This window comes from Stenotrophomonas sp. 8(2023) (assembly GCF_030345295.1).
In the GTDB taxonomy this organism is placed as follows: Bacteria; Pseudomonadota; Gammaproteobacteria; order Xanthomonadales; family Xanthomonadaceae; genus Stenotrophomonas; species Stenotrophomonas muris.
Window position 1 is genome coordinate 2415559 of the sequence record NZ_CP128404.1, and the last position, 12503, is coordinate 2428061.

At 67.8% G+C, this 12503-nt stretch carries 11 protein-coding genes; 8 read left to right on the forward strand and 3 right to left on the reverse strand.

All coding sequences use genetic code 11. The annotated features are described in order from the left end of the window. Window positions 1–2 precede the first annotated feature (2 nt). From mgtA to QP609_RS11410, 5 genes are all read left to right on the forward strand, one after another. On the forward strand, window positions 3–2762 hold the full coding sequence (gene mgtA / locus QP609_RS11390) for a magnesium-translocating P-type ATPase (protein ID WP_049439576.1): 2760 nt from the start codon (window positions 3–5) through the stop codon (window positions 2760–2762). 30 nt (window positions 2763–2792) lie between these two features. Then, window positions 2793–3530, forward strand: a complete 738-nt coding sequence (locus QP609_RS11395) for an MgtC/SapB family protein (RefSeq protein WP_005416700.1) — start codon at window positions 2793–2795, stop codon at window positions 3528–3530. 294 nt (window positions 3531–3824) lie between these two features. After that, window positions 3825–4880 (forward strand): ATP-binding protein, encoded by a 1056-nt coding sequence (locus QP609_RS11400; protein ID WP_126412333.1) that lies wholly within the window; start codon window positions 3825–3827, stop codon window positions 4878–4880. After that, window positions 4873–5514: a response regulator transcription factor gene (locus QP609_RS11405; protein WP_014647295.1), complete on the forward strand. Its 642-nt coding sequence runs from the start codon at window positions 4873–4875 to the stop codon at window positions 5512–5514. Before QP609_RS11400 ends, QP609_RS11405 begins: the two co-directional genes overlap by 8 nt. Next, a complete protein-coding gene (locus tag QP609_RS11410; protein WP_014647296.1) occupies window positions 5511–6026 on the forward strand; it encodes a DUF1697 domain-containing protein in 516 nt (171 codons plus the stop codon). The genes QP609_RS11405 and QP609_RS11410 overlap by 4 nt, the downstream gene beginning before the upstream one ends. On the opposite strand, the gene QP609_RS11415 is transcribed toward QP609_RS11410, so the two are convergent. Both QP609_RS11415 and QP609_RS11420 read right to left on the reverse strand, forming a co-directional pair. Then, the gene (locus QP609_RS11415; RefSeq protein ID WP_197621622.1) at window positions 6023–6415 is read right to left on the reverse strand and encodes a DUF3224 domain-containing protein; all 393 of its coding nucleotides are present in this window, start codon (window positions 6413–6415) and stop codon (window positions 6023–6025) included. The two genes, QP609_RS11410 and QP609_RS11415, sit on opposite strands and share 4 nt — an antisense overlap. 31 nt (window positions 6416–6446) lie before the next feature. Beyond that, complete coding sequence (locus QP609_RS11420; RefSeq protein WP_153643306.1) at window positions 6447–6938, reverse strand: EamA family transporter; 492 nt, start codon at window positions 6936–6938, stop codon at window positions 6447–6449. A 245-nt stretch (window positions 6939–7183) separates the two neighbouring features. Between QP609_RS11420 and QP609_RS11425 the strand changes: the two genes are divergently transcribed. Genes QP609_RS11425 through QP609_RS11435 form a run of 3 tightly spaced genes read left to right on the forward strand, consistent with a single transcriptional unit; the run spans window position 7184 to window position 11325 of the window. Then, window positions 7184–8380, forward strand: coding sequence for a hypothetical protein (locus QP609_RS11425; protein WP_046430850.1), 1197 nt, complete (start codon window positions 7184–7186; stop codon window positions 8378–8380). A gap of 13 nt (window positions 8381–8393) precedes the next feature. Further along, the gene (locus QP609_RS11430; protein ID WP_197621623.1) at window positions 8394–9881 is read left to right on the forward strand and encodes a DUF6384 family protein; all 1488 of its coding nucleotides are present in this window, start codon (window positions 8394–8396) and stop codon (window positions 9879–9881) included. A gap of 16 nt (window positions 9882–9897) precedes the next feature. Further along, window positions 9898–11325, forward strand: a complete 1428-nt coding sequence (locus QP609_RS11435) for a hypothetical protein (RefSeq protein ID WP_164077892.1) — start codon at window positions 9898–9900, stop codon at window positions 11323–11325. On the opposite strand, the gene QP609_RS11440 is transcribed toward QP609_RS11435, so the two are convergent. Continuing rightward, window positions 11322–12500, reverse strand: a complete 1179-nt coding sequence (locus tag QP609_RS11440; protein WP_197621624.1) for a low temperature requirement protein A — start codon at window positions 12498–12500, stop codon at window positions 11322–11324. The two genes, QP609_RS11435 and QP609_RS11440, sit on opposite strands and share 4 nt — an antisense overlap. Window positions 12501–12503 lie beyond the last annotated feature (3 nt).

Genomic DNA, 12503 nt, shown 5'->3' on the forward strand with positions numbered 1-12503 from the left:
CCATGAGCCTGCTCAACGCCTGGTTCAACGCCTTCCTGCGCAGCCGTCGCGCAGGCAACCTGTTCCGCCGTCGTGCGATGCCCGAAGCCGGCTTTGGCCCGGGCAGCGCCGAAGCGGCGCCGTTCGCGCTTACCACCGGTCTGGTCACCCTTGCCCAGCAGGAAGAAGCCGAGCTGCTTGCAACGCTGGAGTCGCATGCCGATGGCCTGAGCCCGCATGAAGCCGAGGAGCGGCTGGCCACGCTCGGCCCCAACGAGGTGGATCACGAAAAGCCGCTGCCGTGGTGGCGGCACCTGTGGCAGTGCTACCGCAATCCGTTCAACCTGCTGCTGACCGTACTGGCGGCGGTGTCCTGGCTGACCGAGGACATCAAGGCCACGATCGTGATTGGTGCGATGGTGCTGCTGTCCACGCTGATCCGCTTCGTGCAGGAAGGCCGCTCCAACCGTGCCGCCGAGCGGCTGAAGGCGCTGGTCGGCAACACCGCGCGCGTGCTGCGCCGCAATCCGGGCACCGAGGCCGCCGATGTGGCCGACCAGTACTTCGGCGCGCACCTGCACAGCCGTCGTCCGGCTCGCCTGCTGGACCTGCCGATCCGTGAGCTGGTGCCCGGTGACCACATCGTGCTGTCGGCCGGCGACATGATTCCGGCCGATTGCCGCGTACTGACCGCCAAGGACCTGTTCGTGGCGCAGGCCGCAATGACCGGCGAGTCGCTGCCGGTGGAAAAGTTCGCGCACCCCGGCGACGGCCTGGCTGGCCTGCTGGAGCAGCACAACCTGCTGTTCATGGGCACCAACGTGGTGTCAGGCACCGCCACCGCCGTGGTGCTGGCCACCGGCAACCGCACCTACTTCGGCACGCTGGCCCAGCGCAGCACCGCCACCGACCGTGCGCCCACCGCGTTCCAGGCCGGCGTCAACAGTGTCAGCTGGCTGCTGATCCGCTTCGCGCTGGTGATGGTGCCGTTCGTGCTGCTGATCAACGGCTGGACCAAGGGTGACTGGACCGAGGCGTTCCTGTTCGCGCTGTCGGTGGCGGTGGGCTTGACGCCGGAGATGCTGCCGATGATCGTCACCTCCACCCTGGCCAAGGGTGCGGTGCTGCTGTCGCGGCGCAAGGTGATCGTCAAGCGCCTGGATGCGATCCAGAACTTCGGCGCGATGGAAGTGCTGTGCACCGACAAGACCGGCACGCTCACCCAGGACAGGATCGCGCTGGAGCGCCACACCGATGTGTTCGGTCACGATTCGGAAGACGTGCTGAAGTTCGCTTACCTCAACAGCCACTTCCAGACCGGGCTGATCAACCTGCTGGACCGCGCGGTGCTGGAGCACGTGGAGCTGCAGAGTTCGCTGCGGCTGTCGCAGGACTACCACAAGGTGGATGAGATCCCGTTCGACTTCGAGCGCCGCCGCATGTCGGTGGTGGTATCCGAGCGCGAGGACCACCATGAGCTGATCTGCAAGGGCGCGGTGGAAGAGATGCTGGCGGTGTGCAGCACCGTGCGCGAGAACGGCCAGGACATGCCACTGGACGAGCGCCGCCTGGCGCGGGTGCGGCAGACCACCGAGGAACTGAACGAACAGGGCCTGCGCGTGGTGGCGGTGGCGATGAAGGAGACCGCGGCCAGTCAGAGCGCCTACTCGCAAGCGGACGAGTGCGGTTTGACGCTGGTCGGCTACGTGGCCTTCCTGGACCCGCCGAAGGAGTCGGCTGCGCAGGCGCTGCAGGCGCTGGCCGCACACGGTGTCGAGGTCAAGGTCTTCACTGGCGACAACGAACTGGTGACCGCCCGTGTCTGCGCACAGGTGGGGCTGGACGCGGACACCATCCTGACCGGCCCGCAGATCGAGCGCATGGACGACGGCGCGCTGTCGCGGGCGCTGCACCACCATCGCGTGTTTGCCCGGCTGACGCCGCTGCACAAGGAGCGGCTGGTACGCGAGCTGCGGGCGCAGGGCAAGGTGGTCGGCTTCCTCGGTGACGGCATCAACGATGCGCCAGCGCTGCGCGCAGCCGATATCGGCATCAGCGTGGACAGCGCGGTGGACATCGCCAAGGAGGCGGCCGACATCATCCTGCTGGAAAAGAACCTGATGGTGCTGGAGGAAGGCGTCATCCAGGGCCGGCGCACGTTCAACAACATGCTGAAGTACATCCGCATGACCGCCAGCTCCAACTTCGGCAATGTGTTCTCGGTGCTGGTGGCCTCGGCCTTCCTGCCGTTCCTGCCGATGCTGCCGCTGCAGCTGCTGGTGCAGAACCTGCTGTATGACATCTCGCAGATCGCCATTCCGTTCGACAACGTGGATGAGGAACTGGTACGTAAGCCGCTGAAGTGGAACCCGGCGGACATCGGCCGCTTCATGGTGTTCTTCGGGCCGATCAGCTCGCTCTTCGACCTGAGCTGTTTCGCGCTGATGTGGTACGTGTTCGATGCACGCACGCCGGCCGACCAGGGCCTGTTCCAGTCCGGCTGGTTCGTGGTCGGCCTGCTGACCCAGACCCTGATCGTGCACATGATCCGCACGCCGAAGGTGCCGTTCCTGCAGAGCATCGCCGCGCCGCCACTGCTGCTGATGACCGGCCTGATCATGGCCATCGGCGTGGCCCTGCCGATGAGCCCGCTGGCCGGCTACTTCAAGCTGCAGGCGCTGCCGGCCGGCTACTGGCCGTTCCTGGTGGCGATCCTGTTCGGCTATGCGGTGCTGACCACCGCGCTGAAGAAGTTCTACATCCGTCGTTACGGCTGGCAGTAAGCACCCGCCGCTTGTCCAGGGAGAAACGCAATGGACATCAATCCCAACCTGCCGGCGTTCAACGCCGGCGCCACGCTCAGCTCGCTGATCAGCCTGTCGGTGGCATTCGTGCTGGGCACGGTCATCGGCCTGGAGCGGCAGCTGCGCCAACGCACCGCCGGCCTGCGTACCAATACGCTGGTGGCGGTGGGTGCGGCAGTGTTCGTCGATCTGGCGGTGCGCTTCCATGACCTGTACGGCGGACCACCCTCGCCGCTGCATGTGGTGGCCTATGTGATCTCCGGCGTCGGGTTCCTCGGCGCCGGCGCGATCATGAAGGACGGCGCGCAGGTGTCCGGCCTGAACACCGCCGCCACCCTGTGGGGATCGGCGGCGGTGGGAGCATGTGCAGGTATCAAGCTGCTGCCCGAAGCAGTGCTCGCAGCGGTGTTCGTGCTGGCCGCCAATACCCTGCTGCGGCCGGTGGTGAACCGCATCCAGCGGCAGCCGCTGCCGGAAGCGTTCAGCGAGGCGACCTATGCGATCAACGTGGTCTGCCAGCGCGAACAGCAGGCCGAGGTGCTGGACCAGCTGTTGCTGCTGCTTGAGCAGGCGCAGTACCCGGTGCGCGCGGTGGACCAGCGCCCGTTCGGCGAGCGCGATGTGGAGATCGAGGCGGTGTTGTATGCCACCACGGTGGATGCCGGCGAACTGGACGCCGTACTTGCGACGCTGGCGACCACGCCCGGTGTGCTGCAGGGATTCTGGAACGCCAGCCTGGAGGAGTAGTGCCGGCCGCTGGCCGGCAACACCGTGCACCGCTTTGGTAGGTGCCGACCTTGGTCGGCAGAGAACCTTCAGAGACCGTGTCCATCCCTGCGGTAGTGCCGGCCGCTGGCCGGCAACCTCATGAGCTCCGGCAACACCGTGCAGTTGCCGGCCAGCGGCCGGCACTACCAGGCATCGTTCTGGCTTGTGCCGACCAACGGTCGGCACCCACAGCAAAAGAGCCTGCCGACCAGGATCGGCATCTGCCGATGGCGGCTTTGCTATCCTTTCACCCCACGCCAGGGAGCCGTCCCGATGCCATCGCTGTCGCCCCGCCGCCCGCTGGTGCTGCTGGCCCTGATCGTCGTGATGGCCGCGATCTTCCTGATCGACACCATCACCGACTACGCGGTTGCTGCTGCCTGCTTCTACGCAGCGGTCATCCTCGCGGCATCGCGCGTGCTGGGCGCGCGCGGACTGATCACCCTTGCCATCGCCTGCATCGGACTGACCGGGCTGAGCTTCTTCCTCACCCGCTTCGGCACCTACCGCATCGGCCTGGTCAATTCGGTGATCGGCATGCTGGTGATCGGCATCACCACCTACCTCGCACTGAACATGGAAGCGGCCAAGGCCGCCGTGCAGGAAGCACAGGGCCGTCTGCTGCGGGTAGCGCGCGCCTCCACCGTAGGCGAGCTGACCACCTCCATCGCCCACGAAGTGAACCAGCCGCTGGCGGCCATCGCCAGCAGCGCCGAAGCCTGCCAACGCTGGCTGGCGCAGGACCCGCCGAACGTGGACAAGGCACGCCAGACCGTGGCCCGCATCCTGGCCGATGCGCACCGTGCCGGCGATGTGATCGCCCGCATCCGCGGCCTGACCCAGGGCGCGGCACCGGAACGGCGCGCCTTCGACCTGAACCAGGCGGTGGAGGAAATGCTGGCGTTGTCGCGCAGCGAACTGGACCAGCATGGCGTGGCCGTGGCCCTGCTGCTGGACGCCGACCTGCCGCCGGTGCAGGCCGATCGCGTACAGGTGCAGCAGGTGATCGGCAACCTGATCCTCAATGCGGTGGATGCAATGGAAGCCGTACCCGCAGGCGACCGGCGTCTGTCGCTGCTGACCCGGCGTGAGGGCCAACGGGTCAGCCTCAGCGTACGCGATCGTGGCGTCGGCCTGCCCGCCGAGCATCCCGAGCGCGTGTTCGACGCGTTCTGGACCACCAAGTCGCACGGGTTGGGGCTGGGCCTCAGCCTGAGCCGCTCGATGATCGAGGCGAACGACGGCCAGATCCGCGCCGAACGACCGGCAGGCGGCGGTGCCTGCTTCGTCTTCGACCTGCCCGTCGCCACGGATGTCCACCATGCGTAAGCCCACTGCACCCATCGCCGATCCGGCGCCCATTGTCTATGTGGTCGACGACGATCCGTCGGTGCGCGCGGCGCTGGAAGACCTGCTGGCCTCGATGGGCCTGCAGGTGCGGGCCTTCGCCTCCACCCAGGCCTTCCTCGAACACGACCTGGAAGACGCGCCGGCCTGCCTGGTGCTGGACGTGCGCATGCCCGGCCAGAGCGGTCTTGAATTCCATCGCACGATGGGCAGCCATGGCCTGCAGCTCCCCGTGGTGTTCATCACCGGCCACGGCGACATCGCGATGGGTGTCAACGCGATCAAGGACGGTGCCATCGAATTCCTGACCAAGCCCTTTCGCGACCAGGAACTGCTGGATGCGATCCACAAGGGCATCGAGATCGACCGCCAGCGCCGCCGCGAGGGCGAGGCGCTCGATGCCCTGCAGCAGCGCTGGAACACGCTCAACGCGGGTGAGCGCGAGGTGGTCGATGGCGTGGTGCGTGGCCGCCTCAACAAGCAGATCGCCGGCGACCTCGGCGTCAGTGAGATCACGGTGAAGGTGCGCCGCGCACAGGTGATGCGCAAGATGGGCGCGCGTACCCTGGTCGACCTGGTGCGCATGTACGACCGCCTGCAGGCGGGGACGCCATGAACGTCCACGTCGCCTTGCTGCGCGCGGTCAACGTCGGCGGTACCGGCAGGCTGCCGATGCGCGAACTGGTGGCGATGTGCGAGGACGCAGGCTTCGCCGATGTCCGCACGTACATCGCCAGCGGCAACGTGGTGTTGCGCAGCTCGCTCGACGAGGCGGGCGTGCGCCAGGCCCTCGGCCAGCGGCTCCAGGAATATGCCGGCAAGCCGGTAGGCGTACTGGTGCGTTCGGCCAGCGAGATCGCAGGAGTGGTGGCACGCAATCCGTTTCCGGATGCCGCCGGCAACCGTGTGGTCGCCCTGTTCCTCGACGGCAGCCTGCCTGCCGACCCGCTTGATGGCGTGACCGGCCGGCGCGACGAACAGCTTGCACTCGGCACGCGCGAGATCTTCATCCACTACGGCGCCGGCATGGCCGACTCGCGCCTGCGCATTCCCGGCTCGGCACAGGGCACGGCGCGCAATCTCAATACCGTCGCCCGGCTCGCGGCGATGGCAGCGGAACTCCGCTAGATCTCGTCCGGCAGGCTGTAGACCAGCCGGTAGTCGTGGCGGCCTTCACTGATGGTGATCTCCAGTGTGCCGCTCAGGCCGAACAGTCCTTCACTGCCCGAATCGGGCACCACCACCACGCTCAGCTGCGGCGTGCCACGGGTCATCAACCCGTTGTGCTGCAGGGTGAACCCACCCTGGCGCCCGGCCAGCGTGGCCGTTACCCGTTCCATCGCCACGTAGCCGGCCGAGCCCTGCACCGGCGTGCGGAAGGCCAGCATCTGGCCGACGCTGCTGCCGTGCAGGTCGCCGGCGAAGGTCTTGTTGATCGACATCACCGCAATCGGGCCGTCATTGCCACCGATCGGCCGCAGAGCCACTTCAAACGTACCGTGTGCTTCGCCCTGCATCCTGCTCTCCCCTCTGGTCGGTTCAACGCTGCTACTTCTTCGTGGCCAGCACGATCACCCCGGCCAGCACCAGGCCGATGCCGCTCCACTCCCGCAGGCTGGGCCGCTCGCCCAGCAGAAGATAGGCCAGCACGATCGCCAGCACCACGCTGAACTTGTCCACCACGGCCACCTTGGCCAGCTCACCGCTCTGTAGTGCGCGAAAGTAGAACAGCCACGACGCACCGGTGGCCAGCGCCGACAGCACCAGGAACAGCTGGGTCCGCCCCGGCAGCAGCAATGGATTGGACCATTTGCCGGTGACCATCACCAGCGGCAGGATCACCGCCGCCACCACCAGGGTACGGATGGCCATGGCCAGGTCCGGGTCGACACCCTTGACGCCGACCTTGGCGAACAGCGCAGTCAGCGCTGCGAACACGGCGGACAGTCCCGACCAGAGCAACCATTGCGGTACGTTCTGCACGAAGCCCTCGCTTGCCGCAACCGATGAGCGTGCGCCAACGCTACTCCACCCTGCCATCGGTGGGGCTTCACCTGCCCATCACCGCCGCTACAATGGGACGGAATCGCCAGGGGGGCGATCTGCAGGGAATGCGCCATGCTTGAACAGGACACCACCCTCGCCCATACCGGGCCGTCGGCCCTTGACCGGGCCCGCCTGTCGTGCGCCGCACGGCTGCCGCTCCCCTTCCCCTTCGTTTCGCAGCAACCTGCCCGTTCCGCGCGGCAGGTTCCTCATTGCCTGCCCTGACCGGAGCCGTCGAAATGTCCGAGAACACCCTCCTTGCCACGCCGGCCGCTACCGCGCCGATCAAGTACCTCGACCGCGCCATGGCCACGCTGCGCAGCCTGGGCCTGGCCGCTCCCCAGGACAACAACGCACCGGCCATCGCGCTGGTCTCGCAGCTGTCCACCCTTGACCAGGGCCGCGTGGTGGCCATTGCCCGCGTGCTGCAGCAGTCCGGGCATTTCAATGCCGTGATGCGTGATGAAATCAGCTCGGCCAAGGTGTCCGACCGCTATACCGAGATCATCCGCGCCTTCGACAGCATCCGTGACGATGCCAGCACCATGGTCGAGCAGGTGCGCGACGGCAGGATCGACATGGGCGAGCGCCTGCAGAACCTGTGGATGAAGGTCACCCGCGGCGACATCCCGAGCCGGTTCGAGAAGATCCGCCGCACATTCCTGGAAGTCAGCCGCGATTCGGCCGAGCAGCTGCAGCGCGAGTCGCGCGTGCTGGAGATGTACGGCGACTTCCGCCTGTCGATCAAGGATGCCGAGATCCAGGCCCATGAGCTCTTGAAGCTGCAGGAGCAGGCGCTGGCCGATGCCCGCGAGGCGCTGAAGCAGGCGCAGCAGCGCGTGGAGTCGGCCGATCCGGCCGCCGATGCCGCCGACACCGGCCGCCTGGTCATGGCCCGCGACGAGGCCCTGCGCAACAACCAGGCCGAGGAGTCGCGCTACCAGCTGGCCAAGGACCTGGCCGAGAACCTGCAGGTGAACTACGCCACCTCCGAGGCGATCATGCTGCGCGTGCACCAGTCGCACGAGATCAAGCGCCGCGTCAACGAGCGCTCGGTGGTGTTCTTCTCCACCAATGAAACCAGCTTCACCGCCTTGAACCTGGCCTTCACCACGCAGATGGGCCTGCATGAGTCCACGCAGGCGCTCAATGCGATGACCGAGGGCACCTCCAAGGGCCTGGAAGCGGTGGCCAACATTGGCGATGACGTGCTGCACGAGGGCCTGAAGGCCGGCTACGGCGCCACCATCGGCGTCGATTCGGTGCGCAAGCTGGTCGATGCGGTGGTGCGCTTCCAGGAGACCTCGCTGCGGGAGATCGAGCAGCTGCGCGGCCAGGCGACCCGCGACTCGGCCGAGATCGCCGAGTATGTCGAACAGGGCAAGCAGCGCTTCGCCGCCCTGCTGCAGGCGCCGCCGAGCCCGGAGTCGCGCTGAGGTGAGTGCGACGATGGCCCCTGCCGAGCTGCAGGCTGCGCTGCTGACCATGGATGTGGTCGACCAGCTGCGCTACCGCAACGCCGAAATGAAGGCGCTGGCCGACAGCGGCCACGACAAGGCGACGCTGAAGCAGCGCCTGCTTGAGCTGTACCGCTCGCAGGGCATCGAGGTCTCCGACGAGATCCTCGAGGCCGGCATCCAGGCCCAGCGCGACCAGCGCTACCTCTACACCGCGCCGCGTGGCTGGAAGGCGTGGCTGGCGCGGCGCTGGATCGATCGGGCCCGCCTGTTGAAGTGGGCGCTGCTGGCGGCCTTCCTGCTGCTGGTGCTCGGCATGCTGCTGGTCATGGCACGCAGCTTCGGAGCGTTCGTGCACGAGAGCAACGTGCAGAAGAACGTGCAGGTGCTGAACGACAAGGTGGCCGCGCAGCAACAGGAGGCTGCTGCAGCGCGCGCCCTGCTGGCGGCACAGGAACAGGCCCTGCAGGGGCTGCTGCCACGTGCCACGGCCAGCGGTGGGCGCCTGCAGCCACTGGCCGAAGGCGCACAGGCCGCGCTGGCCGAAGCACAGCGGCGCTTCGCCGGGGTTCCCGCCGCACTGGCCGCACAGCCGACCCTGGTGCGCAAGGACAAGCTCACCCGGCTCAGCAGTGGTGGCAGTGCCACCGGCGAGCAGGCCGCCGCGCAGGTTGAGCAGCATCGGCAGGCCGCCGCGCAGCTGCTGGCGAATGCCAGGGAAACGCTGCCGCCGCTGACCGAGCGGGTGAACATCCTCGGCCACGCGATCGAGGCCAGCGAGCTGCTGGATACCACCAACGCCGCTGCAAAGGCGGCACGCCTCGCGCCGGATGCAGAGCAGGCGCGCGCACGCGCCTACACCGGCGGCGACGTGGCACTGCGCGCGGGCGACATCGCCGCGGCCGGCCAGGCGGTAGCGACCCTGAAGGAGCTGATCGGCAGCGCCGCCACGCTGGCCGCGCTCAACGAGCGGTTGGCCCAGCTCAAGGCCGACGGCCTCGCCACCGGTGTCGCCGGCGAAGACCGCAAGCGCTTCGAACGTGCGCTGGAGCAGGCCGCCCGCCTGATCCGGGTCGAGACGCTGGCCGAAGCCGGGCCGGCCCTGGACGAGGTCAGCCAGCTGGTGGGGCTGCTGTCGCAGACCCTGGTCTACCGCATCGTCAACCGTGACGATGAACGCACCGGCGTCTGGCGCTACAACGAGAAGGCCAATGGTGGCCGCAACTACTATCTGGTGACCGAAGCGCTGGACGAGGCCGGCAATGCTGCCGAACTGCCGATCCGCAACGAGGAAACCGGCAAGGAGGAACGGGTCTCGGTGTTTGCCGTACGCGTGCCCGAGGCCACCTACAACCGGGTTGCCGCCGACAAGCAGGACAACGGCATCATCGAAGACGACCAGATCGGCAGCAAGCCGCGCGGCAGCCTGTCGCCGCGGTTCCGCATGCCCGCCACCGGTGGCTACATCACCCAATGGTGATGGGTAAGGAACTGACATGAGAGACCTGAACGACGCGATTGCCGATGTCGAGACCGATATCGGCCAGGTGCAGGCACAACTGGCCGCGCGTGGCGACCAGTGCCGGGAGCTGATCAAGGAACAGGAAGCGCTGCACGGGCGGGTCCGCGACGACTTCAACGCCCTGGCGCGCCTGCAGGCCGAGGCCGCAAACGATGCGCCGCCGATGCTGGCCCGGGACCTGCTGCAGCAGTCCAGCGCCGATCTGCAGCGCCGTGACCGCAAAGCGGCGGTGCTGGACGACGAACTGCAGGCGCTGCTGGACATCGAGCAGTCGTTGCAGCAGCGGTCGCAGGAGGCCGTTGCCGCACGCGACGCCGCCGGCGGACGCTGGCAGGCCCTGCAGGACCAGGTGGACACCACGCTGGAAGCGGAACCTACCTACAGGGCGCTGCAGGACGACCTGCAGCTGGCCGTGGCGCGTGCCGACACGGTCGAGCGCATGGCTTCCTCTGCCCAATCGGAGCATGACGCCAAGGCCGGCGCCTATCAGGCCGACCCGATCTTCATGTACCTGCACCGGCGCAGCTACGGCAGCACGGCCTACCGCGGCTGGCCACTGGTGCGCACCGTCGACGGCTGGCTGGCCGAACTGTGCGGCTTTGACCGTGCCCGTCGCGAGTACGCCACGCTGGTCGAGCTTCCGCCCTATCTGCAGGAACATGCCCGACGCGCCCGCGACGACGTGGAGGCGGCCCGCCAACCGGTACAGCAGGCCCGCGATGCCGCCCTCGCCCGCGCCGGTGGCGACCCGCTGCGCCAGCAGCTGCAGACGGCACAGGGCGCAGTAGCGCAGGCGCTGCTGGCCGAGCAGCTGCATCGTCAGACCGTGGATGCCAAGCAGGCACAGATCGACGGCTTCCGCAGTTGGACCGATGCCGAAGGCAGCGCCCTGCTCACCGCGCTGGCGCGCACGCTGTCGGCCAAGAGCATGGACGACCTGTACCGGCGCGTGGCCGCCACCGCCTCCGGCGAGGACGATGCCGTGCTCGAGCGCATCCATCGCAGTCGCCTGCGCCTGGGCGAGATCGATGGGATGGTAGGCGAGCACACCCGCGAAATGGCCGTGCTGAAAAAGCGCCTGGACAGCCTGCAGGCGGCGCGGAGGAGCTACCAGGCGGCAGCAGACATCGAGCGCCAGGCCTACGAGGCGCCGAGCTACCGGGCCGCCGCGCCGGCCACCGTCGCCGCATCCTTCTTCAGCACCACCAGCAGCCGAAGCACCACCCGCTCCTCTGGCGGCCTGTTCGACCTGCTTTCGGGCGGTTCCAGCAGTTCCGGCTCGGGTTCGAGCTCCAGTTCGAGCTCCAGCTCCAGCTCCAGCTCCAGTTCCAGCGGCAGCAGCTTCCACAGCGGCGGTGGTATCAGCGGCGGCGGTGACTTCAAGACCGGCGGCGGGTTCTAGCCCGGCAACGGCCGGGTGCGCCGCTTCAGCCGCGCATCCAGCAACCCCACGCCCAGCAGCACCAGGCTGGTCAGCCATCCGGCGGCCAGCAGGTGCATCCAGGGCAACACCAGGCCCAGCATCAGTAGTGCGGCGGCGCCCAGCAGGTGCGAGGGCGGCGCGCGCCCATAGACCACGTGCTTGTACAGGGCACTGCCCAGCAGATAGATCAGCGGGCCCGCCACCATCACCGTGGCGTACACCGTGGTGACGGCCGCCGCCGGATGGTCCATGACCAGATCGTTGCCCACCGCGGTGGCGATGATGCCGGCGATCAGCAGGGCATGCACGTAATGGAAATTGGCGCCCATCCGGCCCGGGTCTTCGGCGTGGGTGATGGCCTCTGTGGCATCGCGGCTGGAGATGCCGAAGTACAGCCACCACATGGCAATCGTGCCAGCGAAGGTGGCCAGCACCGCCGAGATCACCTGCAGGCTCCAGTGCTCGACGTCGCTTAGCACGCCCCCGGTGGCCAGCAACGTCTCGCCCAGTGCGACGATGACGAACAGCTGGCAGCGTTCGGCCAGGTGACCGCCCTCGATGGTCCAGTCGCGGGTGTGCGACCGGCCCATGCCCGGGAACGCGAAGCCGAACATCGGCGAGATGTATTCGCAGGCCGCCGCCATCGCCCACAGTGCCAGCCGCAGGTGGCCCTCGGCCGCCGCGCCGGCCAGCCAGAAGCAGGCCGACACGCTGACCCAGGCCAGCATGCGGCGGAAGTTCGGCGCCAACGTATGGTTGCGGCCGACTTCCAGCAGCACGAACGCGGTGCGTCCGACCTGCATCGTGGCGTACGCCCCGGCGAAGATCCACGCACGATCGGCGAACGCCTCGGGAATGGACGAGGACATCAACAACGCCAGCAGCATGGTGGCGAACATCACGCCCCGGATGCGCGGCGCCTCCGGGTCGAACCAGTTGCTGACCCAGCACGCGTACTGCCAGCCGAGCCAGACCGCGAACCACAGCACCAGGGTCTGCAGCACGCCGGCCAGGTCCAGGTGGTGCAGCAGATGGTGGCTGAGCTGGGTGACCGCAAACACGTAGACCAGGTCGAAGAACAGTTCTTCGTAGGTCACGCGGGCATGATGGCCATCGCGGTGGCGCAGCGCGGGCAGGCGCAGTCGGGTACTCATGGA